The organism is Leptospirales bacterium (assembly GCA_019694655.1).
GTDB lineage: Bacteria > Spirochaetota > Leptospiria > Leptospirales > Leptonemataceae > SSF53.
The window spans coordinates 69,648-96,078 of the sequence record JAIBBN010000009.1 but is presented as its reverse complement, the minus strand read 5'-3'; the positions used below and the strand labels follow the sequence as shown (position 1 = coordinate 96,078).

Sequence of the window (26,431 nt, the reverse complement as noted above, 5' to 3'; positions counted from 1 at the left end):
CGCACATGGATCTGGAACTGAATAGCGAAGAACAAGAGTTTTATGATAGCTTCCGGGAGTTCTGTCAGCGTAAGATCGCGCCCACAGCGGCCGCGATGGACGCCGCCGGAATGTTGCCGCGCGAACGCTGGCAGGAGCTGGGACGCGCTGGATACAATGGCCTTGGCTTGCCAGCTAAGTACGGCGGCGACGGCGCCAGTTATCTGTTGAACACCCTGGCGCACGTGGCGCTGGGCGAGGCTTGCGGTTCCAGCTTTCTTTCGGTGGGCGCCTCGGTCAGCCTGTTTGGCGGTCCGATTGCCATTCACGGCAGCGATTTGCAGCGCCAGCAACACCTGCCGGAGCTGATTGCCGGCAATGAAATTGGCTGCCTTGCTGTGACCGAACCGGGCGCCGGCTCGGACGTTTCGGCTTTGCGCTGTAACGTTCGGCAGCGCGGCGACGAATTTCTGCTGAACGGACAGAAGACCTACATCACCAATGCGCCGCTTGCCGACTACGCTTTGACGCTTGCTCGCACCTTCAGCGAGGATGGCCGCGATCTGGGTTTGACGCACTGGATTGTGGACTTGCACGCCGCCGGCGTCAGTCGCGGCAAGCCCATGGAGAAGCTTGGCTTTCGCGCCTCGCCTACGGGCGAACTTTTCTTCGAGGATGTGCGATTGAAGCGCGAAAATATCATGGGCGGCGTTGGTCGCGGCTTTCGGATTACTATGGAAGCCTTCAATAAAGAACGCCTGGCCCTTGCCGCCTATTCCGTTGGCGCCATTGAGGCCTGTCTCACGGCCGCGCGTCGTTACGCTCGCGAACGCAAATCCTTTGGCCGCCCCCTGCAGAAGCACCAGCTGGTTGGCTTCATGCTTGCAGATATGCTTACGCGCCGCGATGCGGCCTGGCTGCTCTTAATGGAAACGGCCTGGCTCTACGATCAAGAGCGCGAGGCAACAGGCGAGGGTGAAGAAGGCAGTTCAAGCAGACGCCGCGGACGACAGCGTCAACACAACGGCGTGGGCATCGAGCTGGCCGCTCGCTCGGCGGAGGTCAAGTTGCTTGCTTCCACCTACGCTCGCGAGTGCGCCAATATGGCGCTGCAAATCCACGGCGGCGCCGGCTACATGGAGGAGTATCCTGTAGCCCGGCTGTACCGCGACGTGAAGCTGGCCGAGATTGGCGGCGGCGCTTCCGAGATCCAGAAACAGATCATCGCCCGCGCCGAATTGCGTCGGCTGCGATAAAGCTACGATTGGCTTTCCCGCCCGGCACCATCGGCAGCCGTTAGATCCTGCGCCTCAAGCAGCACTCAATCAGGCAAGTCTCTTTTAAGGCAGTCAACGGCCCTGACTCTTTTTTGGGCGCCATCGTGGCGGCCGCTATTTATGTTTGCAGGCGATTGCCAGGCTGCAAGTCTGAGAAGGCCTGTAGAGTCATGCGCCTGTTTCATCGCCAGCTTATCACCGCGGCAGTGGCAATCGTTCCGATGGCCGTCCTTGGACTGCTGGCCATTCACTTTTTTGCTCAGCGGCAGCTGCGCGCCCAATTTGAGGATTCCGCTCAAAGCGAGGCGCGTTTGAGCGCCCATTTGCTGGGCGCGCGCTTCGAGGAGCGTCTTGCGATTCTAGAGACAATCGCACGTTCGCCGGAGCTTTCCAAACTTCCCGCCAATGCGCTTGCTGTGAGCTTGCAACACGAGCAGCGGCGAATTAGCGACGACCTCTCCTATCTGGCCTTCGCCAATCTGGATGGCATGGTAACAAGGCCTGACGGCAGCCGGGTAAATATGGGCGACATGCCCATTGCTCGACAATTTCGCACCGGCAAACCGGAAATCAGCGACTTTTACGAAAGTCGGATCTCTGGACGGAGCGTGGCCTTGTTCATGGTTCCGGTCCGCGATCCTGCCGGGAGTTTGCGCGGCGTCGTAGGCGGCACCGTGTTTCGCGAGGAGCTGCAAAACGCTGTGGAGGCGCTTTCCATCTCTCATGGCGGACTGGCCTTGTTGATGGACCGCCACGGCGCCTACGTGGGCGGCGGCAATCGCTTTCAAGCCAGAGAACTGGCAGCGCAGGGTTTGCCAGGCGAGGAAGGCGGCTGGATCGGATTTCGCTCTTCCGGCGAAAGCTACAGCGGATATCGGCAACCAGTCTATCCAGGCGGCTGGACCGTAGCTGTAGTTTATCCGGATGCGGCAATTGGCGCCTCGACTCGCTGGTTGCGCCTGGCATTGATGGCTGTTGTAGCCCTTGCCTTTTTCGCCGGCGCTGCACTGTTCATCTCTGGAGACCGCCAGTTTCTACGCCCTCTGGAACATCTGGTCGATGCAATGCGTCGCTTTGGCGAAGGCCAGCATCGCGCCCGTGCGTCGATCGATTCACACACGCACGAAGTGCGAGATCTCGGTTTGGCTTTCAATCGCATGGCCGCCGCCCTGGAGGAACGCCAGCGTGATCGCGAGTCGACATTGCGCGAACTGGCCGACCGCGAGGCGCTGTTGCGGATTGCATTGAGTTCCTCGAATCTTGGCGCCTGGGTCTGGCACGTCGCAAGCAACCGCGTCGATTGGAGCGCCGAGGTTGCCGCCCTCTTTGGCGTGCCGATGGCGGCCTTTGGCGGCAGTTATGAAGCATTCATACATCATGTTTTTGCCGACGACAGGCCGGCCATACCTGAAGCAATCCAACGTTGTTTTCTGGATCCGGCCGGCGCATACTCCGTAAAATTTCGCACGCGCCGGCCGGATGGCGCCCTGCGCTGGATGGAAGCTTCCGGTCGCCTCTACCGCAATCCGCTTGAGGAACCAGAACGATTGTTTGGCGTGATGGCCGATATTACGGATCGTATCAAACATGAGGAACAGCTAAGAGAGACCGAATACTTGATCAGTTCGATCGCCAATAATATTCCTGGCGGCGCAATCGCACGCTACGTCCGCACTGCCGATGGCGCCATACAGTACCGTTACTTGAGCAACTCCATCGAAGACCTGCTCGGCTATTCAACCGAAGAGATCATGAGTCATCCACAACTTTCCTTTGCTGGATTGCACCCCGAGGATCGCCAGTCTCCTGCGCTGGGAATGAAGGATTGCCCCGGGGATTTACGAATTCTTGAGGAAATTGTGCGCGTGCAACATCGCAATGGCAGCTGGCGCTGGCTGCAAGTCCGCGCCCAGCCGCGCCGCGAATCCAATGGGGCGCTGCGCTGGGACAGCGTTATACTGGACGTTACGGAGCGGATCCGCAATGAACAGCTGGTGGCCGAGCAACGCGGCCAGCTCGCCGCAATATTTGAAAGCGCCGGCGATCCAATCTTTTCGCTGGATGCGCAGGGCAAACTGCTCTCGTTTAACCAGAAACTATCCGACTTCGTCAGGAATATCTACGGCATCAGCGTTGCCGCGGGACAGAGTTTTCTGGAAACGCTGCCGGCCTCCGCCGATCGACAGATCTGGACGCAGATCATTACCGCCGTAAACCAAGAGCGCGCCTACAGTCGGCGCGTCGAATTGATAGACCGCCACGGTCGAGCGCACTACTATGATTTTTCCTGCCAGGCCATCTACGGCCAGAATCAAGAGGCGGTAGCTGGATCCTACTTTCTCCGAGACGTTACGGCGCAGGTAGCCAGCGAGCGCCGTGCTGAGGCATTTCGGCTGAAGCAGCAGGCCGCAGCGAGCCGGCGCCAGCAGGAACGCTCGCGTTTGCTACTGCAGGGACAGGAAGAAGAACGGCGACGCTTTGCGCGCGAGCTGCATGACGGCGTCGGCCAGATGGTATCGGCGACGCTGCTGGGCGTCGAAAACGCGCGAAGCATGATTGCCGATGATCAAAGGGGCGAGGCCTCCGAAGCGCTCGATCGCATCCGCCAGATCGTCCTCGATACTATCGACGAAATTCATAACATCGCTCAGCTTCTGACGCCTGCCACATTACAGGGCTTTGGTCTGGCCGCAGCATTGCGGCAAATGGCGGCGCAGATTACAGCCATTGCCGGATTGCAGGTCGAAGCGGCCGAGGACATGCCGGAACAGCGTTTTGAAGAGGTCGTTGAAATTTCAGTTTTTCGAGTCATGCAAGAGGCGCTGAGCAATGCGCTAAAGTATTCGGCAGCCAGTTTGTGCCGGGTACGGCTGCATCTGTATCGCAATCGGCTGGTGGGGCTGGTCTGCGACAACGGCGCAGGTTTTGCGGCCCCAGCACGGCGGCCACAGGGCGGCAGCGGTCTTGGATTTATGCGCGAGCGCATTGCACTGCTTGGCGGACGAACGCGTATCTGGTCGCGTCCGGAACGCGGCGTGGTCGTCTATTTAAGCGTTCCGCTTCTGCCGACCGCTCCCGATATCCTCGAACCTGAAAATGCCGAAGCGACGCACGGCCTTGAGATCAGGCCAGCATGATCAGGCGCCCGGGGCCGTAGGCTGCTTCAGGCGCTGCCAGAGGAGCGCAGCACCCACTCCACTGCAGCCTTGACCAGCTGACTGTTACTCTGTAGTTTCAGCTTGCTTTTGATATTAGCGCGATGCGTTTCGATCGTCGACACGCTGAGCGCTAAAGCTTGCGCTATTTCTCTGGTGCTTGATCCGCGGCCGATCATTTCGAAAATTTCAAGCTCGCGATTGGAAAGATTCTGTACCGGCTCGCGCCGCGTTTCCGGCTGTCCCTGAAAGAGACGATCGACAATGCGACTGGCATTTTCGGGATTCAAATAGGTCTCATTCTTGAGCGCCTTTCGAATGGCAGCCAGCAGGGCCTCATTGCCTTCGCGCTTGTTGACATAGCCGCGCGCCCCGGCATTGAGCGAGCGCTCGATATAAGTATGCTCGGTGTGCATCGAATGCACCAGAATCGGCAGTGCGGGATGTAGCTCGCGCAGCTTGCTGATCGATTGCAGTCCGTTTTCTTCGCTTTTCAGATTGAGGTCGAGTATCAGGACATCTGGGGCTGCGCTCTCAATTTTCTTTAGCGCCTCGGCTATTGTCTCGGCGCTGCCGCAGACTCCAAGGTCCGGCGTGCGGTTGATGGCAATCGTCAGCCCCTCGACCATCAAGGGATGGTCTTCAACTATCAGGACCTTTTTCTTTTCCTGGGTCACGACCTGAGTCATCTATCCCTGCCAACCCGGAACAAATCAATCGGATTCGTGGCTGTATATGGCGTCAATTTCCTTGTGGTAGAGGTCCTGAACCACGTTTCTTTTTACCTTCATTGTCTCGGTCATTTCCCTGCCCTTCTCGAAATCGCGGTGGAGAATGGAAATACCCGAAAGACGTTCAAAGGCCTTAAAGCCGCTTTGCGCTGAGACCTTCTCTTTGACCACTTCCGCAAAAAGACGCTTGATATCGGCGTTGTGGGCCCACTGACCGCGATCCTCCGGCGGACTCTTGCCCTGCTCTTTCAATCGTTCGGCCACCCGATCCCAGTTGGGTACAATCAATGCGCCAAGGGTTTTGCGATCCTGACCGATCACCATGCAATGACCGATAAAATCGCTCTCCAGCAGCTTCATCTCAATTGGACCCGGCTCCACATTTTCTCCGCCAGCAAGCACAATGGTATCCTTGGCGCGACCGGCGAACTTGACCTCGCCGCTCTGGGTCCACATGAAGACGTCCCCTGAATTCAACCATCCGTCCTTCATAACTTCGGCCGTCTTGTCCGGGGCCTTGAAGTAGCCCTTCATCACGTGCGGTCCTTTATGCCAGAGGATGCCTTTGACGCCAGGCCGGGCTACAACGCGGCCCGTTTCATCGCGCAACTGAATTTGCACTCCGGGCAGAGGTTTGCCTACCGCTCCGCGCTTGGGCCAGGGAAGTTCGCCAAGCGCCGCCACGCCGGTTGTCTCGGTCATTCCATAACCGTCGAGAATCGGTATGCCAACGGCGCGGAAGAAGACGGCAACATGTTCCGGGATTGCACCGGCGCCGGAAATGGCAAAGCGAATGCGTCCGCCCAGCGTCTCGCGCACCTTCTTGAGGATCAACTGGGCGACGATGTTCAGTACCGAATAGGGAATCAAGAGTCCAATGGCAATTCCTTTGCGCAACGCTCGATCGACAGGCTTTTCCTCTTCGGTCTCGGCAAAACGATCGAGCAGCGTATCCAGGGCGTCGGTGTAAGTCAGGGCCACATCCAGCGCAAAATTGAAGAGTCGCTGCTTCTTCTCGTCCGCTTTGCGTACGTTGTCAAAAACGCGCTTGTAAAGGCCCTCCCAGACGCGCGGCACCGATACCAGAGCGGTCGGCTTGATGGCCGCCAGGTCGTGAGCCAGATGGATGACTGAAGAAGGCGCCATGCTTGCGCCACAGGCCAGCAGCGTCAGCTCCAGCAGGCGCTCAGCAATGTGCCAGGGCGGCAAGAATATCACTACGCGGTCGCGTTCCTCCAGCGGCGTGGCAGTCTGAACCTGCGAGACCTCCCAGCAGAAGGCGCGGTGATCAAGCATTACGCCTTTGGGCGAGCCGGTAGTGCCGCTGGTGTAGATAATGGTGGCCAGATCATGCGGACGAATCTGCTCGCCGCGTTTCTTCAGCAGACTCTCGCCGTGCTGCTCGATCAACTCTTCGCCAATTGCCAGGGCGTCGGTCATGAAGTGCAGCTTGACCTTGCCCAGCTTTTGCTTGCTGTCTTCCAGCTTCTTGTGTCGCTCCGGCGGTTCGATGGAAAGGATATGCTTTACATGCGGCAGTTCTGAAAGCAGATCCAGGATTTGCCTGAACATTCGCTCATGCTCAACGACTACAATGGCGCTTTCGGTGTGATTCAGGATGTATTTGATATCGCCGGCGGTTGCGTCGCATCCGCGCGGCACGTCCACGCCGCCAACGGTATCAATCCCCAGGCAAATCAGATTCCATTCGTAGCGATTGTCGCAGAGTAAAGCGACCGGCTCGCCGTGCTGCAGATTTAACTTGTGCAGCAGGAAAGCGCTAAAGCGCTTCATGTCGGCCCGCCAGCCGAAGTAGGAGACAGCTTGAAAATTCTGCCCGTCCGGCTTTACCCAGTAGATTGGACGCTCAGCAAAGGTTGCCACCGTATCGCGCACCAGGTGGTAAAGCGACTCTTTCTCCATGCAGCGGAGCCTCCGCCGGCTGCCCGCCGGGGGTCAACTAAAGACGGAAGTCCGGTCCGCAGGCGTCTGCCATTGGCAAGAATACCAGGCCCCTGGCAGCGACCATTGACCTCCGCCGCCGCGGCCGCTTCAGGCCTGAATCAGGCCAAGCCGATGGAAAATGGCGTCCACATTGCGCAAATAGGGGCCAATTTGAAACAGCTCATCAAGTGCGGTCTTATCCAGCAGGGGGCCGGCGACCGCATCACGCTGGATACGATCGCGCAGTGTCAGGCCGGGATCGGCCCATACATCCATCGACGCGGACTGCACACACTGGTAGGCCTGTTCGCGTTCCAGGCCCAGGTCAATCAGTCGCAGCAACAACTTTTGAGAAAAGAGCAGTCCGCGCGTGTGGTTGAGTACACGCTGCATATTTTCTGGATACACATGCAGGTTGGCAATGACGTAGTGCATCTTGCCAAGGATGTATTCCAGGGCAATGATGCTGTCCGGCAGGATTACCCGCTCGGCAGAGGAGTGTGAGATATCTCGCTCGTGCCACAGCGGCATATCACGGTAGGCGGCTTGCACATTGGACTGAATCACGCGCGCCAGGCCGCAGATTCGTTCGCAGATTACCGGATTGCGCTTGTGCGGCATGGCGCTCGACCCTTTTTGACCGCTGGCAAAAGGCTCCTCAAGCTCCCGGCCTTCGGATTTCTGCAGCAGTCGAATCTCCTGGGCCATCCTTTCCAGGCCGCCGGCGATAACCCCCAGCACGGCCATGAACATCGCATGGCGGTCGCGATTGATTACCTGAGTGCTGATCGGATCCGGCTTCAGGCCAAGCGCTGCGCAGACCTCGGCCTCAACATCCGGATCGATATTGGAAAATGTTCCGACAGCGCCGGAAAGTTTGCCGACAGAAATTTCTTCGCGCGCCCGCTGCAATCTGGCCAGATCGCGCTGCAGCTCCGCGTAAAAGTAGGCAAACTTCAACCCCAGCGTCGTCGGCTCGCCATGGATGCCGTGCGTACGACCAATCATCGTTTGATCTTTGTGGCGAATGGCCTGCAGGCGCACCGCCTCGATCAGAGACTGCAAACGTTGTTCCAGAATTTGCGCGGAACGCATCATCTGAACACAAAGCGCCGTGTCGCCGACGTCGGAACTGGTCAGACCGTAGTGCACAAAACGGCCGGCCGGTCCAATGTTTTCGCGCAAATTGGTCAGGAAGGCAATTACATCGTGCTGCACCTCGGCTTCGATTTCCAGGATGCGCGGCAGCTGAAAGCGCGCTCCCTTTTGAATTGCGGCAAGATCTTCGGCGCTGATCACGCCGCGTCGCTGCCAGGCCTCGCAGACCGCCAGCTCGATTTCAACCCAGACCTGAAACTTGTATTCCAGTTCCCAGAGACGGGCAATTTCTGGATTGGAGTAGCGATCGATCATATCTGGTTCCTGCAGCGACGAAAGGCGCAGTTCCACTGGCGTGCGCCGGCGCCTCGGGTCAATCGCGTTCGCTAGCGGACAGGCCCAGAACGCGCTGCAGCCGGAAGTAGAGACTCAAGGCGGCCAGGAGCGACAGGCCGCCAAGACGAAGCACGTGCTTGCCGCGCAGAGCCAGCGCGCCTTCAAGATCGCCAGCTTCTCGGAACAGAATCAAGGCCGGTTCCTGATCCAGACGCAGATAGAGCTTCATCGCCCGCATTGAGCGGCGCTCCATGCTGTAGCCCTCCAGCGACAGCCGGCCCTGCTCAAGTTGCAATGTCGAAGCCCGACGCCAACGGCGCATCGCCGCAAAGAGCGATACCGTCGCCAGAACTGCGAGGATCAGCGCCACTGCCGTAGAGATCCAGACCATGAGGCCGGCGTCTTGCAGCCTGCTTTTCGAAAACAGTTCGCTCAGGGGTCCGCATGCCGCCAGCGCCATCGCTGCCAGGAAAAGGGCCAGCCATAGCAAACTACCAGCATCCGTGTTGCGCCACTGCCAGCGCCAGCCCTCGCCGTGGCGACTCTCGACCACGCTCTCGTCCAGATCGGGCGTCGACTGCGAACGTCTGCGCATCCGTTGCAGACAGCGGTCGAGGCAAGCAGCAAAGGCTTCGGCGCGCCGCAAGCTACCGGGTCGTTGCAGCACAATGACGCTGCCATCTCTTAGCAGCAGGCTGGCGGCTGAGCGTCCGCGACCGAGGGGCTGGACGCCAATGCCAGCAACCTGCGCGGCCCCAAGATCCAGACGCCTGGCGCCCTGGCGAAAGCGAAGCTGTCCCTCGCCAAAATCAAAACTCAGTAAGTCCGGTATCGCCTGCGTCTGCCGGCGCAGGATGCGCGCCGCCGCCGCCAATGCCAGAGCCATGGCCAGCGGCGTCAAAGCCGCCGCCGGCCAATTGTCAGCTACGATCCAGAGCGCCGAGCCGGCCAGGGCCAGCGCCGAAAGTATCCGCGCCGCCCATGCCTGTCGCATGTACAGCGCTTCACGGCGCAAGACAGCCTGGCGATCGTCTTCACTGAACAATTGGTAGGGCACGATCGCTTACTCGGAAATCGACGCTTCAGGGCGTCTCCCAGCCAACGCGACGCATCACCAGCTTGATGTCTTCCCAGACTTCGCGACGCAAGGGCGATCGATCGCCGCCATTGCGTAAGACGTAGCTGGGGTGGAAGGTGGGCATGACTGGCGTGCCCTGCCGCTCGCCCCAGTGTCCGCGCAAACGCGTGATGCCAACATCGGTCGCCAGCAGATGCTTTGCTGATGGGCCGCCCAGGGCGACGATGGCGCGCGGTTTGATGATGGCAATCTGACGATCCAGGTAGGGCGCGCAAGCGGCGGTTTCATCAGCGGCGGGGGCCCGATCCTTTTCGAACTTCATATCCACTGTCGGTCGACATTTGACAATATTTGCAATGTAGACCGTCTGCCGCGGGACGCCCATCCCCTGCTCAATAATGCGCGTTAGCAATTCGCCAGCGCGGCCGACAAAGGGACGCCCGCTTAAATCTTCCTGACGGCCTGGACCCTCGCCCACAAAAAGAATCGCCGAATTGGCATCGCCCTCGCCAAACACTGTCTGGGTCCGCGTCTCGCAGAGCTGACACTTACGACATTGCGCAACCTCGGCCTGTAAGGCCGAAAGCATTTGCAGCTTTTCTTTTCCAGCTTCGCTCATTTCGACCAGGTTGCAGAGCCTTCCCGCGCAGCTCAAGGTCCAAGCTATTTTTGTGTTGTCGACTGCAGCGCGGCCAGTTCCTCGCGCATCCCCGGTTCCATCTCCTGGAAACGCTCCCGCCAGGAATCGCCTCCTCGAGCCTCTCCCTCTTTGGCGACCTCCAGCGCACGCTCCATCAGATTGCAGGCGGCGCCGGACGGCCCAAGCAGCAGGGCATGCAGGCGCAGCATGCCGGAAAGCATATAGGCGCGCTCTGCAAAGCGATCGGGGTCGGCGCTGATCAATGCCAGCAGGGGCCCCAGGCCGAGCGCCTGCACCGTTTCCGGCGGCAGTCCAAGGTACTGACGGTACATGTTTTCCAGCGCCATCCGGGCCTGCAGCTGATCGCCATCGCGCAGCAGTCCCATCGCTCGCGCCAGAGCGATCACAAATTGTTCAATCAAGTGCAATATGTAGTCGCGCACCGCACTCTCCGCCCCGCGCTAACGGCGCAGGTCCGGCCCGTCGGCGGCCATTCCTTCAGCTGCGGCGCCGCGTCCGTTTGCCGCTTGATCCTCCACCAAGAGTACGACTCTTCGATTTTCGATCGTAATGCGCAGCTGACCGTCGATGCGTTCCACGCGGATATCCCCGCCGAGATCGCGGCGCAATTGCTCTACAGTGTTGCGGTCCGCAACTGAAGCCGACGCGGATGCAGCCGGCGACGACGCCGTCGGCGTTCCGCGGGCGGCCGTGGGCGCAGAAGTTGTGGCGCGTCGACTGGCGGCCCGGGCCCGCTGCAGCTGCTGGCCAAGCTGTGCGATGCGCGCCTTCAGTCCCCGGATCTCCGACTGCAGAGACTTGATCTGCATCTGCTGCTGCGCGTCTGTGCTGCGCATTGCCATTTCCTTTTCGGCCAGGCGGTCGCGCTCCTGTCGGGCCTGATCGCGCTCTGTACTGCGCTCCTCAAGCCTTGCTTCCAGTGCTGCCATGTTGTCCATAGCGCGCTGGCGCTCGGCGTTGCTGACACAGGCCAGTGGCAGGAGCATCAGCAGCGCAGCCGTCGTCGACTGAATCAGGAGCAGAGTGCGATTGCGTCGGAATCGATTCACCTGCCGATCGTAGCGCCTCCCGCAAGACCGGTCAACCAATGCGCGGCGAACCTTTCCTGCAGCCAGCGCTTGCAGCTAGGCGCCGCAACCTAGCCCTGCCCTGGCTAAACGCCGCGAATGAACTCGTCGACCTTCTTGTAGATGCCGCCAAAGGCCCCGTTGGACATCGCCACAACCACATCGCCATCTGCGGATGGCTTGAAGCGCTTGCGAAAGACCTCGACCAGCGCATCAGGATCGCGGGCAAACTGCGCCTCAAAACCGCGCGCCGCCTTGCCGCGCTTTGCCGACTGCGTCTTGATATCGGCGACCAATTTCTTTACGTCCAGACGCAGGCCGGCCTCGACCTTGTTGCGATCGAAGACATCGCAGAGGTAGGCGGAATCGGCCTGAGCAAAGGCAGTTGCATATTGCTTGTGAAACACAGACCGATGACTGGAGGCGCTGCGCGGCTCAAAGAGCGCGTGGACGCGGCGACCGGGATAGGCCTCGCGCAAGGCGGCGATGGTTGCCGCGACCGCCGTGGGATGATGAGCGAAGTCTTCTATAAAGGTGACCGGCCCTCCGGCGCCCTTGCTGCGATCGGTCTCCACACGCACTTGCTGACGGCGCAGGACTCCCGGAAAACTGACCAGCGCTTCACGAATCTTCTCCTGGGGGACTCCAACCTGCCGGCCGATCAGGGCCGCAGCCAGAGCATTGCCGGTGTTGTGAGCGCCAATCAGGGCAAAGCGCTCCAGGCGGCCCGGAAAATCAAAGGAGACGCTGCGACCGACGCGGGTGAAGGTCTGCACCTTTCCATGGGGCGATAGCTTTTGCTTGAGCGCCGCAAATTCTTTGGATGCGTACCACTCGACGGGCGCCAGATCATAGTGATCCAGCGCGGCGCGCACGCCGGCATCGCTGGCGCAGGCCACCACCAGACCTTGCGACGGAATCAGGCGCAGCAGACGCTGGTAACTCTGCATATAGGACGCTTCATCGGGATAGATGTCAGCGTGGTCATACTCGATGGCTGTAAGCGCCAGGAAGCGCGGTCGATAGTGCAGAAATTTCGGACCTCTGTCAAAAAAGGCGGTGTCGTATTCATCGCCCTCGATCACAAAGTACGGCGAGCGCGGCGAGATGCGAAACCCATCCATGCCATCGGCGCGAACGCCTCCGGCAAATAGTCCGGGCTTGCCTTCCTTGCCATGAGCCAGCACATGATCGACCAGGAAGGTAGTCGTGGTCTTGCCATGCGTTCCGGCAATGACCACCACCTGCTTGTCCTTGAGGGCGAACTCGCGCAAGGCCTGGGGCATGCTCAAATAGGGCAGCCCCAGATTGAGCATGGTCTCTACCTCGATATTGCCGCGAGAGACGGCATTGCCAACCACTACCAGCTCGGCGCCCTTCAGGTTGGACTCGCCAAAGGGGCGCGCCTCGATCTTCCAATCCTTGAGCCGATCGGACATCGGCGGGTACAGCGCCTTGTCCGATCCGCTGACCTGATGTCCCAGATCGCGCAGCATGGCGGCCAGATTGCCCATTGCCACGCCGCCAATGCCTATCAGATGGATGCGCATGTTTCTCCCCCCAATCCGCTAGCTCAACTGAACGCACGCCAGAGGCGCACGGCGCTGATCAGATTGGTCAGCAACAGAAACAAAAGTAATGGCAACATCAGCAAGACCAGCGCGCCAATCAGCGAGGTCAAAATGCGCGCGGCGCTACGGTGGTACAATCTCCCCAGAACGCCAACCGCCAGCCAGAGGCAGTAGGCGGCGCCAGCCACAACGCCCATCAAACCCAGCAAAGGATGGACCACAGCCAGCAGCCCCAAAGAGAGGGCTGGCAATTGAAGATACAGTGCAACATTCTCGATCGGCGGCTGGTCCAGGTTTTCCAGGACAGGATGCTGGCCGTAGAGCAAAAGACGATCGAAGGCCATAGACGCCAGCATCGCCCCACAGGCAGTTAGAGCAGGCGCCAGGGCCATTTTCCAACCAGGGCCGCCGGAAAAGATCCAGCTCAGTGGCGAGAGGATTGCCGCAATCGTTGTTAGCAATAGGAGCGGCAGGTGCCAGCGCCAGATCATCTCTCGAGCGCGCGGCGCGACAGCGGCAATCAGCTCCAGCGCCGCCGTGTTTGGATCGGCGAAGATGCGGCGCAGATGCTCAACTGCCGCGGCTAGCTGCATGGCGATCGGTTGCCAGAGCAGCGCAATCAGCCGGCCGCGGAGGCCGCCGCCTTGAGCGCCTGCTCGTAATTTGGCTCTTGCGCAATATCGGGGACCAACTCGACGTAGCTCAGTCGATCATTCTTATCGACGACAAACACAGCGCGCGCTGAGAGTCCGCGCAGTCCGCCTTCAGCTATCAAAGTGCCGTAGCTTCGCGAAAATGCGGCGTCTCGAAACTGCGAGCCAGGAGTGACATTCGCCAGACCCTCCGTCGAACAGAAACGCTTCATGGCGAACGGCAGATCGCCAGAAACGACGATGACCGCTGTATCCTTGAGCGCCGAAGCGCGCGCATTGAATTCGCGGGTTTCTTTGGCGCAGACGGGAGTATCCAGGCTGGGCACAGCGACCAGCACCTTCACCTTGCCGTTGAAATCCTTTAGCGAGACCTCGCTCAAATCATCACGAACGACCTTAAAGTCGGGGGCATTCTGACCGACGGCAGGCAAATCGCCTTCCAACCGCAGGGTTGCGCCTTTATGGGTCACTGTAGCCATGCTTCAAACTCCTGATTGAGAGGCGGCCCTGCCGCCCGCTCCCGCCGAAGGGGCGGGGACCTGTCTCAGGAGATGCGATTTCCGGGCAATTGCGCTGTCACGTAATTTACCGCCAGCGATCTGAAAACGGTTGCAGCTCGACCGGCTGACCGGCGGCTGTAGGCAACGATGCGGCGCTTTCTCTTCGATTGGTCCGCCTTTCTGCTGCAGCCTGTCGCGATTCTTTCGCTGACCCTGGCCTTTGTGCCGCTGCTGCTTACGACCGTCTTAACTCTGGCGGCGCTGACAGCCTTGCTGGCGGCGCTGGTGGTGGCGCTCTATCCGCGGGCGCAAGGCGAGGCCGCCGATCCTGCCGCCCGATTGCCTGGCCGTTTCACGCGCGAATTCCTGCGCAGCCATGGGGGGACGCGTCGCGCTATGCGCTCCCTGCGCATGAGCGCTTACGCTTCCATCCTGTCGCTTGCGCTTTACTACGGTTGTACTGGCTATACTCGCTGGTTCTATGTTGACAGCTTGCGCAACGATCTGGAACCCCTGCGTCAGTCTTTCAAAGATGAACTGCGGCCCATTGAAGCGCCTGCGGAAAGCCCAGCCCAGGAGAGCAGCCCATGAATATCGTAATCTTTACAGATACCTACCTCCCCAAGATCGATGGCGTCGGCATTTCGGTCAGTAATTTCTCGCGCCTGCTTGCGGCCCGCGGCCACCATGTGACAATCTGCGCGCCGGAGTACGAGGCAACGGAATCCATTTCGCCGCCGTCGGGCGTTGAGATCCTGCGCTTCAAGAATGCGCCGCTGCCTTCTTATCCCGAAATCAAGGTGGTCCTGCCTTCGCAGAAGAAAATCCGCAAGGCAATGACCGAACCCAGGGCGGACTTAATCCACATACAATCGCCCGGCCTGCTGGGCCAGTATGGCGTGCTGGCGGCGCGCATGTATGGCGTGCCGCTAATCGGGACCTACCACACCCTGGTCTCCGAACAAGAAACCTATGTATCGCTTTATCGATTGCTCAAAGTAGATACCTTGTTGAATTACTTCACTTCGAATAAGAAAGTGAAGAAGCGTTTGGACAAAGTAGAGCGCAAGGAAGCCAAGAGCCTCAAAAAGCGAATCATCATGAACCTGGTCAACCGCATGTACGATCAATGCGAACTGGTCATCAGCCCCAGCCACCTGATTCGCGAGGAGTTGATCGAGTCCGGGCTGCGCAAGCCGGTTGAAGTCGTCTCCAATGGCATGGACCTGACCAAATTCCGCGGCTCGGTAAAGGATCGTCCGGCCAGCCCGCCTCGCTTCCTGCACGTGGGCCGCATTTCCTATGAAAAAAACTGCGAGGTGGTGTTGAAGGCTTTTGCCCTGGTGCGCGAGAAAATTCCGGATGCCACTCTGGACATAGTTGGCGACGGACCGGCCATAACCTCGCTTAAGATTGAAGCCAACCACCTCGACATCGCCGGCCATGTTCGCTTTCACGGATTCGTAAAGCACGAGGACTTGCCCGATCTTTACCCGCAATATGACGTACAGATCACGGCCTCAACCATGGAAACGCAAGGATTGGTTGTTCTCGAATCTATGGCCTGCGGCCTACCCTGCATTGGCGTCGACGCCTTCGCGTTGCCAGAGCTGATTCATGACAACCGCAACGGCTTCATAGTGGAGCCCTTTGATCACATTCGCATGGCCGAGCGCGCCATCGAACTGGTCAGCGACGCGGCCATGTTCCGCCGTTTTTCCGAGCGCAGCCTGGAAATTGCCAGCGAACACGAAATCAACAAATGCGCGGACAAACTGGAGACCGTCTACCGACTGGTAGCGGAGCGAAAACTCCACGCCTGAATGCCCTCGCCCGCTCCAAGCGGCGGCGGCGAATCTTCAGCGCAGCGAATCAAAGCGCGAGGGTTCATCAAGACGAACAACGTCCGGTATATTGCGAAACAACCCGGAATAATCCATGCCGTAGCCAGCAACAAAGGCTTCTGTATCGAGTTCAAATCCTGTATAGCGCAGTCCCGGCAGGCCGCTGCGTTTCCCGGAACGCACCAGTAGCGCCGCAGCCTCCACTGATAGGGCGCCGCGTGCGCGAAACATGTCGTAGAGGTAGTGCATGGTCAGGCCGGTATCCACAATATCTTCCACCAGCAGGATGTGCCTGCCGGCCGGATCGTGGCTTAGATCGCGCACCAGCTTCACGGCCCCGGAGCTGCTTGCCGCCGCGCCGTAGGAGCTTACCTCGATAAAGTCGATCCACAGCGGCAACGGCAGGCGCCGCGACAGGTCCGCCAGGAAGACAAATGCACCCTTCAATATGCCAACCAGTGTAAGCGCCTTGCCGGCGTAATCTGCGGCAATCGTCTGCGCCATTTCGTTGATGCGGGCGGCCACCGCCGCCGAGGAAATCAAGACTGGCAGATCCGGGATTGACGCGGGTTCGCTCATAGCGTGGCGCTATACCGGATGGGCCAGGCTACGCGCCATTGCTACATTTTTTGGTAGCAAGCTCGCCGAAAGACGATGGAATGCCAATACTTGCGCCGGTACGGCGCTCCAGAGACGACCATGTCGGCCAATTATGAACCCATAGAGGCGCCTGCAGCGTTGCTACAATGGCTCAAAGCGCTTGGCCCCGCGGCGCCGCATTTGACCGGCGAGAGCTTGAAGTTTTTCGCCGCTGGCGCCCCGGTCGCACGCGCCGTGTTGCCAGCCGATCAATTGCAGCGAAGACTTGAGCACTGGCAGCAGGATCCGCCGCCGGGGTGGATTCGGCAGGCGCGCAGCGGGGAGCAGTGGCGCATCTGGCTTGATCTGGAAACGCCTGACGACGATTTTCATCTCTTGTTGCATAGCGAGGAAGCAGCCAGACAGGAGTGCCGCTACAGTATCGATCGGCTGCGCTTTGATTTGCAGGCCGGCCTCTGGCATGGGGACGCTTCGGATCTTGCCGATCTGGAGGCGGCTCGACTCCGCCCGCTTCAGGATGAAGCCGGGCCGGCGGCGGCGCTGCAGGCCATTGGCGCGGCGGCGATGCTTGATTTCGAACTGCCTGAGGACTATTTGCAGAGGGCGCGAATTAGTTTTCGCCCTGAAGCTGCAACACAACTGAGTCGAAAATTTTTGAATCGCCAGCTACGCCGTCTGGTGTCCGGTCGAAAGCCGAGCCGCGGCTTTCTTTATTTGCTGCAGACTGATATCCTGAAATGGTTCCTTCCGGAGCTGGCTCATGGCGTCGGGCTCAATCAGAATCGCTATCACAGCCATGACATTTTCTATCACAGCATCTACAGCTGCGATGCCGCGCCGCGCAACGATGTCACGCTGCGGTTGGCCGCGCTCTTCCACGATCTGGGCAAGGTCGATACGCGCCGCGAAGGACCGGATGGGGAAGCAAGCTTCCACAACCATGAAGTAGTCAGCGCCCGTCATAGCGAACGAATCCTGCGACGCTTCGGCTTTGATCCGCAGCAAGCCCGGCGCATACGATTCCTGGTGCGCAATCACATGTTCCACTATACCGATGAGTGGACGGACCGAGCCGTGCGCCGCTTTACCCGGCGGGTATCGCCGGATGTGCTGGAGGATCTGATTCGCCTGCGCCTTGCCGACCGCAAGGGCAGCGGCAAACGCCATGCGCTGCCCCGGGCCATCAAGGAATTGATCCGTCATATAGACCGGCTGCGGCGCGAAGAGGCTGAATTGAAGATCCGCGACCTGCAGATTGACGGCAACGATCTGATCGCCATGGGCATGGCGCCGGGACCGGCGATGGGCGTACTGCTGGCGGAATTTTTGCAACGAGTCAAGGAAGGCGAATTGGAAAACGATGCTGCGACGCTGCGCGCTATCGCCAGTGAGCGATTGGCGCCGGCGGGAGCGCTGCGATGAACGCACCCCGTCGGCCCTTGTTCGAAAAGCTTGCCGCACGCCTGGCGCGCGCCGATCGCTTCTTGATCACCACCCACCGCAACCCGGACCCCGATGGCCTGGGCGCCGAGCTGGCCCTGCAATATCTGCTAAGAAAACAGGGCAAAGACGCCCTGATATACAATCATGATCCGTTGATGAGTCGTCTTGGCTTTCTGGACGAGGAGAAACAAACGCGCAGTTCGCAGGACGCCTTCGAGCCGGGGGCGCTGGAAGGTCGGACCGTTGTGATGGTGGATAACTCCGATCTGGCTCGCGCCGGCGACGCCGGTCGCCTGGTGCTGCCTGACCTGTCCAATCTGGTAGTCATTGACCATCACGACGGAATGCATGGCGCCGTAGACGTCCATTTCCTGAGCGCCGATTGCGGCTCAACTTCTGAAATGGTCTTTGAACTGCTGGAGATGCATAGCATTCCGATTCCCTTGCCAATTGCCCGCGCGCTGTATGCCGGGATTGTCATCGATACGGGGCATTTTCGCTACCGCAAGACCAGGCCTCGCACCCACCAGATTGCCGCCCGATTGCTGGAGATTGGCGTCGCACCAGACCAGATGGCCGATCGCCTGCTTGGCAGCTGGCCAACAGCGCGCCTGCGCGGCCGCGCCTTCCTGTATCAGCATATGCATGTGGATCAGGAAGACGGCGTTGCGTGGTTTGCAATTCGCAAATCCGAATTGATTGATGCAGGCTGCACAGGCGACGACATTGAAGGGCTCGTAAACGAATTGCTGGAGCCGGATGAAATCGAGGCGGCCATTCTCTTTACGGAGCGCGAAGCTGGCGTAACGCGCGTCTCTGCGCGCAGCAAAGGCGATGTCGATCTGCTGCCTGCCAGCGGAAAGTACGGCGGAGGCGGGCACAAAAACGCCTGTGGCGCCACAATTCCGCTCGACCTGGAACCGGCGGTTGAAGAGTTTATTCCGGCTGTTGCGGCCTGTGTGCGCAGCGCGCGCGCCGCAACAAGTCGATCCGCGCCTTGAGGGGGAGATTCCGGCAGATCAACTTGGCTTGCGCCCGGCGCCGCGTCGTTGATTTCGCATAGCTACCGGTCCTGCTGCAGCAATGCTCTTCAATTCGGTTGTCTTTCTCCTCTTCTTTCTGTTCGTCTATGCAGTCTACTGGGCGCTGCCTGGTCGCGCCAGAAAGATCTTCCTGATCCTGGCATCGATCTTCTTCTACGCCGCTTGGGGTTTGCAGTCCGAGGGCTGGTGGGGCCTGCGCTGGACGGCCCAGTTTCTGGGAATCACTGGCCTCAACTATCTGGCGACGGTTCGCATTCTGAAATCGGAGGGTGCGGCGCGCAAACGCTGGCTCGGCGCCATCATTCTGCTCGACCTGCTGAATCTCGGCTTGTTCAAGTACTTTGATTTTTTGCGCAGATTGCTGCTTGATCTTGGATTGCCGCTTCCGGCCGAAGCGCAGGGCTTCAACCTGTTTTTGCCGCTGGCTATCAGCTTCTATACATTTCAGGTGATGGCCTACGTCGTCGATGTCTACCGCGGCGTAGTGGATCGCGACTACGGCTTCACCCGCTTCTTCTTGTTCATCCTCTTTTTCCCGCAGCTGATCGCCGGCCCAATCATGCGTTCCACTGATTTCATGGATCAGATCGACGATCCCTGGATCGACCGCCGCAGGATGTTTGACGGCCTGTGGCTGGCGCTGGCCGGTCTGACCAAAAAGGTCCTGATTGCCGATCCCATGGGCCAGATTGTTGCGCCGGTCTTCTATGAACCGCAAACCTACGATGGCGTATCCTTACTTCTGGCCGGCGTCTGCTTTTCCATTCAGGTCTATTGCGATTTTTCAGGCTATACGGATATTGCGCGCGGAGCGGCGCGGCTGCTGGGCTACGAGATCCCGGAGAACTTTCTGGCGCCCTATTTTTCGCGGAGCGCACAGGAGCTCTGGCAGCGCTGGCATATCACACTGGCGACCTGGCTGCGCGATTACATCTATATTCCGCTGGGCGGCAATCGACGTGGAAAATTGCGCACGTATGTTAACCTGATGATCACTTTTACCCTGGGCGGCCTGTGGCATGGCGCTGACTATACCTACGTTGCCTGGGGGGCATTCTGGGGCGCCCTGCTGGCCGTGGAACGGTGGCTGCAAACGGATCTCGGCCTGCAGCTCACGCCGCAAAAAAGTCGACCGCTGATGATATTGAAGGGCGCTTTCATGTTTTTGCTCTTCTGTCTGGGCGCTTTGATGTTCCGCTCGCAGCCAGTGGCCCATTATGGCCATAGCGCCGCAGCCATCATGGCGGAGATGTTTGGCGGCCTCTTTACCCACTACGGCAGTTGGCGCGCCGCCTTTGCCGCCGGCGGCGCGGACATGGCTATGCTGCAGAGCGTCTTTGGCGACGATCTCTTCGTCTTTCGCAACATTGGCCCCGCCGAACGCATTGCATTGATGGCCGCCGGCGTGACGCTATTTCACATGATTCAATTTCAACCCGGCATCTTTGAACGCTGGCGCCGCCTTGATTCCTTCCTGCTGCCGCTGGCGGCAGTCATTGTTCTTGGCTGGCTGATGCCGGCCATCGCCGTAGATTCCCACCAGTTCATCTATTTTGTATTCTAGAGGAGGTCGCCATGCACGTTGAAGCAAGCCAGGCTGAAGGGCGCGGGCCGCAACTGCGACGGCTGCACGCTCTGCACCTCTATCCATTGCTCCTGCTATTTCTGGCCTTCGCCGCCGATAAGCTGCTCTTCATCTGGCCGCTGCCAGATTATTTTTTGCGGACTGCGTCGTACATGAGCTATGACCACAAGCAGCACCTGACCAATGAGTTACAGAACTACCTTCAATTGCCTGGCCGACGCAAGACGCTGGTTATATTTGGCAACTCACGAACATATAGTTTCGATAACGAATACCTGGAGCGGCGCTATCCAGACTGGATTCTGTTCAACTTCAGCGTTCCCGGCGGCACTCCCGACTACTACGTTCGCGTGCTGGAGGAGTTTCGACAGCGCAACATTCATCCCGATTTTGCCTTCTTCGCCGTCACGCCGCAGGGCTACAATGCGAAGCCCTTGATCCGCACCGACGAGGTAATGCTCAACGGGCTTCCGGCCTCCTTTGTGCTGCGCCATGCATCTTCCTACAGCGTCGATGAGATCGCCAATTTTGCGGCAAAGAAGAGCTTCTGGTCCTTCCAGTATCACTTCAGCATCGGCACGATCCAGGAGCGCTTGAGCGGCAACGGCGAAGCGCTGTTTGCCTACCGCAGCTTCCTCGCCGATAGCTATTCCATTATGGTCCGCAATCGCGGATCGACGCCCTTCAATCTGGAATTGGACCCGCCACAGGATCCCGACTTCTTGCTGGCTACGGCCGAGGATGCCTGGCGGAACTTTCTCAGCCCCTTTGCCATGAGCGAGGGCCAGCTGCAGTTCAGCCGGGAAATGCTGGAGCTTTCGCGGCAGCTGCGGATGCCGGCGGCGTTGCTGTGGGTGAAGGTGGGACCGGATCTGCGTCGATTCAAAGCCACGCGCCCGGTAGCGCGCGATGCTGGCGGCAAACCGGCAAGCATTCGCGCTGTTTTTGTCCCGGCCATGGAATCGCTGGCCGCCGATTATGGCGCTTCCTTTCTGGACATGAACTACCAGCCGGCCATTACTTGCGATCGCTTCTACGACACCAGCCATCTGGCCGGGATCTGCATGCATGAATTTACCGACTATTTGATGACCCATGTCCGCGCCAGGGAAGCGTTGCTGACCGGCGCCGATGCGAGCCGGCGCCGGTGAGCCGCCCCGAAGTCGAATCGTCCGGTCCGCGCCGTTTTATCCTCTTTACTCTGGCCATTCCCCTGCTGGCTTTCCTTGGCCTGTGGCTTACGGCGCGCGTCGGCTGCAGCGCAGATCATACTCAAAGACAGCGCGTTCAACAATCCGCGCTTGATCTTATTTCCGCCGATGGCGCATCGCTTCAAGCGCAACTCACTGCGCCACAGCAAACGGAAGTTGCCGTTCTCTTGGTAGGCGACCGCGCCCTCGATGAAAACTGGAACTCTGGCGCGGTGCGCGCCGCCGCCGCCGAGCGTCTGGCCCTGGCGCTGGGCGAAGAGTACGGGGCTGCCAGCCTGCGCTTTGCCGGACGCGCATCGGCCGGCAGCAGGGCCTCGCGTGAAAGCTACCATGATCTTGATCTGGCGATCGCCGACATTGCAGCGGCGTGGCGGGCTCTACACATGCGCTTTCCTGAAGCGCGAAAAACGCTCCTGGCTCACGGCGAGGGCTGCGCATTGAGTCTCGCCGCTCTTGGCAAAATGCAAACGCACGATTTGCCGCTGCGGCTCGCTTTGAGTTCCTGCTGGTTGAGCGATACAATGCTAGATTTGTGGGGCGAACGCTTGCTCTGGAATCTGCAGCGGAGCGGCGCATCACAGGAAGTGCTGCGAAGGGCCAGCGAGACCTGGCGCACATTCCGTATGCGCTGGCCGCACGGACAACTTCCCGATGATCGGGCGACGCCGGCCGATCTGCAGATCTTTCTGGCGGCCCTGCGCGAATTGCAATCGCCAGGGTGGGAGAACTTTCGGCAGCAGTCTACGCAGCTTCGGCCGCGACTGCTGCTGGCGGATTACGGCCGCCGCAACGGACGGTGGCGTTTTTTCCCAGGGGAATTCGACGAGGAATTGCCTGAACAGCAGCGACTCGCCGCTTCCGCTATTGCTTCCAGCAGGCCAGAAACGCTGCGCGGTGCGGATCATTTTCTGTTAGAAACCGATCGGCGCCGCGAAGGACTGCCGCTTGCCTGGCAGCGCTGGCGATCGAATCGCGGGCTGGCCAGTGACGTATCGCGCCTGACCGCATGGCTCAGTTTTCAAGATGATCGACAATGAATTCGACAGCATCTTCCTCGATGTCACGCGCCCACGCGCTCTGCGAAATTTCGAAATTGTGCGGAGCGGCTGGAACCAGACGCAATCGTGTGCGACCGGGCGCTATCTCCTCAGCCCGATGAAAAAAGGCTTCGCTCTGCGTCGATGGCACCAGCTGATCGGCCTCGCCATGCACCAGCATCATTGGCGGCATAGCGGCATGGATCGATTCAATCGGGCTGTGTTCCCTCAATAGACGTTGGTAGTAGAGCTCGTGCGCCTGTCGAACTTGCGCCAACCCCTCGCCGCGCGGAAGCATCGGCAGATAGTTGTTCACGATTTTTCGAATTTCTTCGTTGTTGCCCTGTACCAGCCGCTCCAGATCCAGAGGCGCATAGTAGGCGACCACCGCGCGGACCGGCGACGGATGCGAAGCATCTTTTGACAGCAGCAGGGCCGATAGGACCGCCAGGTGTCCGCCGGAAGAAAAACCAATCAGTGCAATGTTCTGCGGCGGATAACCAAAGCGTAGCGCATTGCTTTCCAGATAATGAATGGCGCGGACAATGTCCTCCACCTGATCGCGTCCGCGGTAACGCGGAGGCAGTCGATGCTCCACGGCAAAAGCGCGCAGATTGGCGCCCTTTAGCAGCGGCTCCCAGGCTGCGTACATGGGCAGCGCCGCCTCGCCAACGGCCCAACCGCCGCCGTGGATAAAAAGAACCGCGCCTTCGCTTGCCTCGCGACCTGGCGGAAATTCGGCGATACGCAGAGGCTGCGGATACTGAACGTAGGTTTCGACGATCGTTCCCTGCGGAGTGTAGAAGAGCTGCGCCGGCGCCGCGTTGCAACTGATCGTCATCCAGAGCGCCGGAGCAAAGATTGCAGTGCAAAGGATGCGCAGCGGTAGAGCCTTGCTGCAGGTGTTCCGCACCATCAATAGATGCCCATGTACATCCTGGCCTCCTCGGAGGCCATTTCTCGCGGATTCCAGGGCGGGCTGAACACGATCTCGACGTCGACATCGCTGACGCCCTCGACACGCGAGGCGGCGGCATGGACCTCGGCGCGCATCTGCGGCCCGTAAGGGCAGGCCATTGAAGTGAAGGTCATTTTGACGTCGGCGCGTTTCTCCGGCGTGAGTTCCAGCCCGTAGATCAATCCTAGATCGACCACTCCCAGACCAATCTCAGGGTCCTGAACCTTGGAGATTTCCGACCAGATTGCCTGTTTCAGCTCATCGTGGACGGCATCATCAACAGCTTCTGCGCTCATTGCATGAAGCGTAGTGGCGCGGCCCTCTGCAGGCAACCACAAGTTGCCGCAGCTCCGGGCGCAAAAAAACCGCGCGGCAAACACCGCGCGGTCGTTCTGGATGCATCCGGACTGAACCGGCGCAATTTGCTTAGATCAGCGGGGTCCGAATCAGGGGCGCAATGACCAGCGCTACAACGGACATCAGCTTGATCAGAATATTCAGCGATGGACCGGAGGTGTCCTTCAGCGGATCGCCCACTGTGTCGCCGACCACCGCCGCCTTGTGCGGCGCCGATCCCTTATGGAAAGAGTGGCCGTCCATATGGACTCCGCCCTCGAACATCTTCTTGGCGTTGTCCCAGGAACCGCCGGCATTGGACTGGAAAATAGCCATCAGCACGCCGCTGACCGTTACCCCAGCAAGGACCCCGCCCAGCGCCGCTGCGCCAAAGAGGTAGCCGATAATGACCGGCGTAAAGACGGCCAGCAGACCTGGCAGAATCATTTCACGCAATGCGGCCTGTGTGGAAATCTCCACGCATTTGCCGTACTCCGCCGCTCCTTCTGCCGCATCAAAAATCTCGCGATCTTTCTTCGACATCTTGGATAGGTCTTCATGGTTGCGCTTCATCACTTCTAGAGCGGCCTTGAGAGCCGGGATCTCATTGAACTGACGGCGCACCTCATAGATCATATTGTTGGCGGCGCGTCCCACGGCGCCCATGGCCATGGCCGAAAAAAGGAAAGGCAACATGCCGCCAATGAAGAGGCCGGCCATCACCTTAGGATCGGCGACGTTGATCGCCGTAATGCCGGATTGCTTCATGAAGGCCGAGAACAGCGCCAGCGCTGTTAGAGCAGCGGAAGCGATGGCAAAGCCCTTGCCGATTGCCGCGGTGGTATTGCCCACAGCATCAAGCTTGTCGGTACGGTGGCGAACTTCTTTGGGTAGCTCGCTCATTTCTGCAACGCCGCCGGCGTTGTCCGAAATCGGACCGTAAGCATCGACGGCCAGCTGGATGCCCGTGTTGCAGAGCATGCCCAGTGCTGCGATGGCAATGCCATAGAGACCGGCCAGCTCATACGATGCATAAATTCCGACGGCAATCAGGATGGTCGGGATAGCCGTCGACATCATGCCATTGCCAAGACCGGCAATGATATTGGTAGCCGATCCAGTGATGGATTGCTTCACGATCTGTACCACCGGCTTGCGATCGGAGCCGGTGTAGTATTCGGTCACAATTCCAACCAGAATGCCGGCGATCAGGCCAATGATCATGGCGAAGAACACATTCATGGCGGTGAAGCTGCGCTCCACGCCAGTCAGGACGCCAGCGGCCTTCCATTCGGTTGGCAGCATATAGTTGATGATGAAGAAAGCTCCAATCAACGTCAGAGCGGCCGCTACAAAGTTGCCTACGTTCAACGCGCGCTGCGGATCGCCGCCCTCGCTTACGCGCACGAAGAAGGTGCCGAGGATCGAGGCGACAATGCCAAGCGCTGAAAGCGCCAGCGGCAGGAGAACGGCCGACAGACCGCCAAAGCCATCAAGGGCCGGCTGGCCTTCCGGGGCAAAAGCGGCAATGAAGCCTGTGCCCAGCACCATCGAACCAAGGATTGCACCTACATAGCTTTCGAAGAGGTCGGCGCCCATACCGGCGACGTCGCCGACATTGTCGCCCACGTTATCAGCAATGGTAGCCGGATTCAAAGGGTGGTCTTCGGGAATGCCCGCTTCCACCTTGCCGACCAGGTCCGCGCCTACGTCGGCAGCTTTGGTATAGATCCCGCCGCCCACACGTGCAAAGAGTGCAATGGAGGAAGCGCCAAGCGAGAAGCCGGCCAGGATGTTCAGCACCTTTTCCGCCGATCCGGCGCCAAAGCCGTACATTGATTCGTACAGCAGGAAGAGTCCGCCAAGACCAATGACGCCCAGGCCCACAACGCTCATGCCCATTACCGAACCGCCGGTGAAAGCGACAGCGAGAGCTTTTTCCAGGCCGCTGCGCGCTGCGTTGGCAGTGCGGATATTGGCACGTACAGCCACGCGCATACCCAGAAAGCCGGCAAGCGCAGAAGCCAGACCGCCGCAAACAAAGGAAAGGGCGACGAAGGCTGAAGTCGCTCCGCCCTTTTGCTCCTCATTCCAACCCTGGAAGCCAAGCAGTGCGGCGACTACGACAACGAAGATGACCAGCGTGCGGTACTCAGCCTTGAGGAAGGCCATAGCGCCTTCGGCAATGTACGAGCCGATTTTTTGCATCTTCTCAGTGCCCGGATCCTGACGCTGAATCCAGGCCGTACGCCAGAAGGCATACAGCAGCGCCAGAACGCCCGCACCGATCGTCAGATAGGTGTAGATCATTCAGTTATTCTCCT

The 26,431-nt window shown here is 59.4% G+C and carries 23 protein-coding genes; 9 read left to right on the top strand and 14 right to left on the bottom strand.

Going from position 1 to position 26,431, the window contains the following annotated elements; translation table 11 throughout:
- Positions 1–5 precede the first annotated feature (5 nt).
- Together K1X75_12975 and K1X75_12970 are read left to right on the top strand one after the other, a co-directional pair.
- Entirely contained in the window at positions 6–1,235 is a 1,230-nt protein-coding gene (locus tag K1X75_12975; GenBank protein MBX7058973.1) for an acyl-CoA dehydrogenase family protein, read from the top strand.
- 191 nt (positions 1,236–1,426) lie between these two features.
- A complete protein-coding gene (locus tag K1X75_12970) occupies positions 1,427–4,393 on the top strand; it encodes a PAS domain S-box protein (GenBank protein MBX7058972.1) in 2,967 nt (988 codons plus the stop codon).
- A 26-nt stretch (positions 4,394–4,419) separates the two neighbouring features.
- On the opposite strand, the gene K1X75_12965 is transcribed toward K1X75_12970, so the two are convergent.
- The 10 genes from K1X75_12965 to tpx form a co-directional block, all read right to left on the bottom strand.
- A complete protein-coding gene (locus K1X75_12965; protein ID MBX7058971.1) occupies positions 4,420–5,100 on the bottom strand; it encodes a response regulator transcription factor in 681 nt (226 codons plus the stop codon).
- A 24-nt stretch (positions 5,101–5,124) separates the two neighbouring features.
- On the bottom strand, positions 5,125–7,065 hold the full coding sequence (locus tag K1X75_12960) for an AMP-binding protein (protein MBX7058970.1): 1,941 nt from the start codon (positions 7,063–7,065) through the stop codon (positions 5,125–5,127).
- A 129-nt stretch (positions 7,066–7,194) separates the two neighbouring features.
- Entirely contained in the window at positions 7,195–8,499 is a 1,305-nt protein-coding gene (gene purB / locus K1X75_12955; protein MBX7058969.1) for an adenylosuccinate lyase, read from the bottom strand.
- A 58-nt stretch (positions 8,500–8,557) separates the two neighbouring features.
- The gene (locus K1X75_12950; GenBank protein ID MBX7058968.1) at positions 8,558–9,577 is read right to left on the bottom strand and encodes a hypothetical protein; all 1,020 of its coding nucleotides are present in this window, start codon (positions 9,575–9,577) and stop codon (positions 8,558–8,560) included.
- A 25-nt stretch (positions 9,578–9,602) separates the two neighbouring features.
- Positions 9,603–10,217, bottom strand: a complete 615-nt coding sequence (locus K1X75_12945) for a uracil-DNA glycosylase (GenBank protein ID MBX7058967.1) — start codon at positions 10,215–10,217, stop codon at positions 9,603–9,605.
- A 44-nt stretch (positions 10,218–10,261) separates the two neighbouring features.
- Positions 10,262–10,681 carry a hypothetical protein gene (locus K1X75_12940; protein ID MBX7058966.1) on the bottom strand — a complete coding sequence of 140 codons (420 nt, stop codon included), beginning with the start codon at positions 10,679–10,681 and terminating at the stop codon, positions 10,262–10,264.
- A gap of 18 nt (positions 10,682–10,699) precedes the next feature.
- Entirely contained in the window at positions 10,700–11,308 is a 609-nt protein-coding gene (locus K1X75_12935) for a hypothetical protein (protein MBX7058965.1), read from the bottom strand.
- A gap of 104 nt (positions 11,309–11,412) precedes the next feature.
- On the bottom strand, positions 11,413–12,876 hold the full coding sequence (locus K1X75_12930) for a UDP-N-acetylmuramate--alanine ligase (protein MBX7058964.1): 1,464 nt from the start codon (positions 12,874–12,876) through the stop codon (positions 11,413–11,415).
- A gap of 23 nt (positions 12,877–12,899) precedes the next feature.
- Positions 12,900–13,490, bottom strand: coding sequence for a hypothetical protein (locus K1X75_12925; GenBank protein ID MBX7058963.1), 591 nt, complete (start codon positions 13,488–13,490; stop codon positions 12,900–12,902).
- Positions 13,491–13,516: 26 nt separating this feature from the next.
- Positions 13,517–14,029, bottom strand: coding sequence for a thiol peroxidase (tpx, locus tag K1X75_12920; GenBank protein MBX7058962.1), 513 nt, complete (start codon positions 14,027–14,029; stop codon positions 13,517–13,519).
- Between the two features lie 168 nt (positions 14,030–14,197).
- Between tpx and K1X75_12915 the strand changes: the two genes are divergently transcribed.
- Together K1X75_12915 and K1X75_12910 are read left to right on the top strand one after the other, a co-directional pair.
- Entirely contained in the window at positions 14,198–14,641 is a 444-nt protein-coding gene (locus K1X75_12915; protein ID MBX7058961.1) for a hypothetical protein, read from the top strand.
- On the top strand, positions 14,638–15,873 hold the full coding sequence (locus tag K1X75_12910; protein ID MBX7058960.1) for a glycosyltransferase: 1,236 nt from the start codon (positions 14,638–14,640) through the stop codon (positions 15,871–15,873). The genes K1X75_12915 and K1X75_12910 overlap by 4 nt, the downstream gene beginning before the upstream one ends.
- 36 nt (positions 15,874–15,909) lie before the next feature.
- On the opposite strand, the gene hpt is transcribed toward K1X75_12910, so the two are convergent.
- On the bottom strand, positions 15,910–16,473 hold the full coding sequence (gene hpt, locus K1X75_12905; GenBank protein MBX7058959.1) for a hypoxanthine phosphoribosyltransferase: 564 nt from the start codon (positions 16,471–16,473) through the stop codon (positions 15,910–15,912).
- Between the two features lie 120 nt (positions 16,474–16,593).
- On the opposite strand from hpt, the gene K1X75_12900 reads away from it, so the two are divergent.
- The 5 genes from K1X75_12900 (at position 16,594) to K1X75_12880 (ending at position 22,813) form a co-directional block, all read left to right on the top strand.
- The gene (locus K1X75_12900) at positions 16,594–17,916 is read left to right on the top strand and encodes an HD domain-containing protein (protein MBX7058958.1); all 1,323 of its coding nucleotides are present in this window, start codon (positions 16,594–16,596) and stop codon (positions 17,914–17,916) included.
- Positions 17,913–18,938: a bifunctional oligoribonuclease/PAP phosphatase NrnA gene (locus tag K1X75_12895; protein MBX7058957.1), complete on the top strand. Its 1,026-nt coding sequence runs from the start codon at positions 17,913–17,915 to the stop codon at positions 18,936–18,938. The genes K1X75_12900 and K1X75_12895 overlap by 4 nt, the downstream gene beginning before the upstream one ends.
- An 82-nt stretch (positions 18,939–19,020) precedes the next feature.
- On the top strand, positions 19,021–20,544 hold the full coding sequence (locus tag K1X75_12890; protein MBX7058956.1) for an MBOAT family protein: 1,524 nt from the start codon (positions 19,021–19,023) through the stop codon (positions 20,542–20,544).
- An 11-nt stretch (positions 20,545–20,555) separates the two neighbouring features.
- Positions 20,556–21,716: a DUF1574 domain-containing protein gene (locus K1X75_12885; protein MBX7058955.1), complete on the top strand. Its 1,161-nt coding sequence runs from the start codon at positions 20,556–20,558 to the stop codon at positions 21,714–21,716.
- Complete coding sequence (locus K1X75_12880) at positions 21,713–22,813, top strand: hypothetical protein (protein ID MBX7058954.1); 1,101 nt, start codon at positions 21,713–21,715, stop codon at positions 22,811–22,813. Before K1X75_12885 ends, K1X75_12880 begins: the two co-directional genes overlap by 4 nt.
- Here K1X75_12880 and K1X75_12875 read toward each other — a convergent pair.
- From K1X75_12875 to K1X75_12865, 3 genes are all read right to left on the bottom strand, one after another.
- Positions 22,788–23,729, bottom strand: a complete 942-nt coding sequence (locus tag K1X75_12875; protein ID MBX7058953.1) for an alpha/beta hydrolase — start codon at positions 23,727–23,729, stop codon at positions 22,788–22,790. The two genes, K1X75_12880 and K1X75_12875, sit on opposite strands and share 26 nt — an antisense overlap.
- The gene (locus tag K1X75_12870; protein MBX7058952.1) at positions 23,729–24,067 is read right to left on the bottom strand and encodes a metal-sulfur cluster assembly factor; all 339 of its coding nucleotides are present in this window, start codon (positions 24,065–24,067) and stop codon (positions 23,729–23,731) included. The genes K1X75_12875 and K1X75_12870 overlap by 1 nt, the downstream gene beginning before the upstream one ends.
- Positions 24,068–24,197: 130 nt before the next feature.
- The gene (locus tag K1X75_12865; protein ID MBX7058951.1) at positions 24,198–26,417 is read right to left on the bottom strand and encodes a sodium-translocating pyrophosphatase; all 2,220 of its coding nucleotides are present in this window, start codon (positions 26,415–26,417) and stop codon (positions 24,198–24,200) included.
- Positions 26,418–26,431 lie beyond the last annotated feature (14 nt).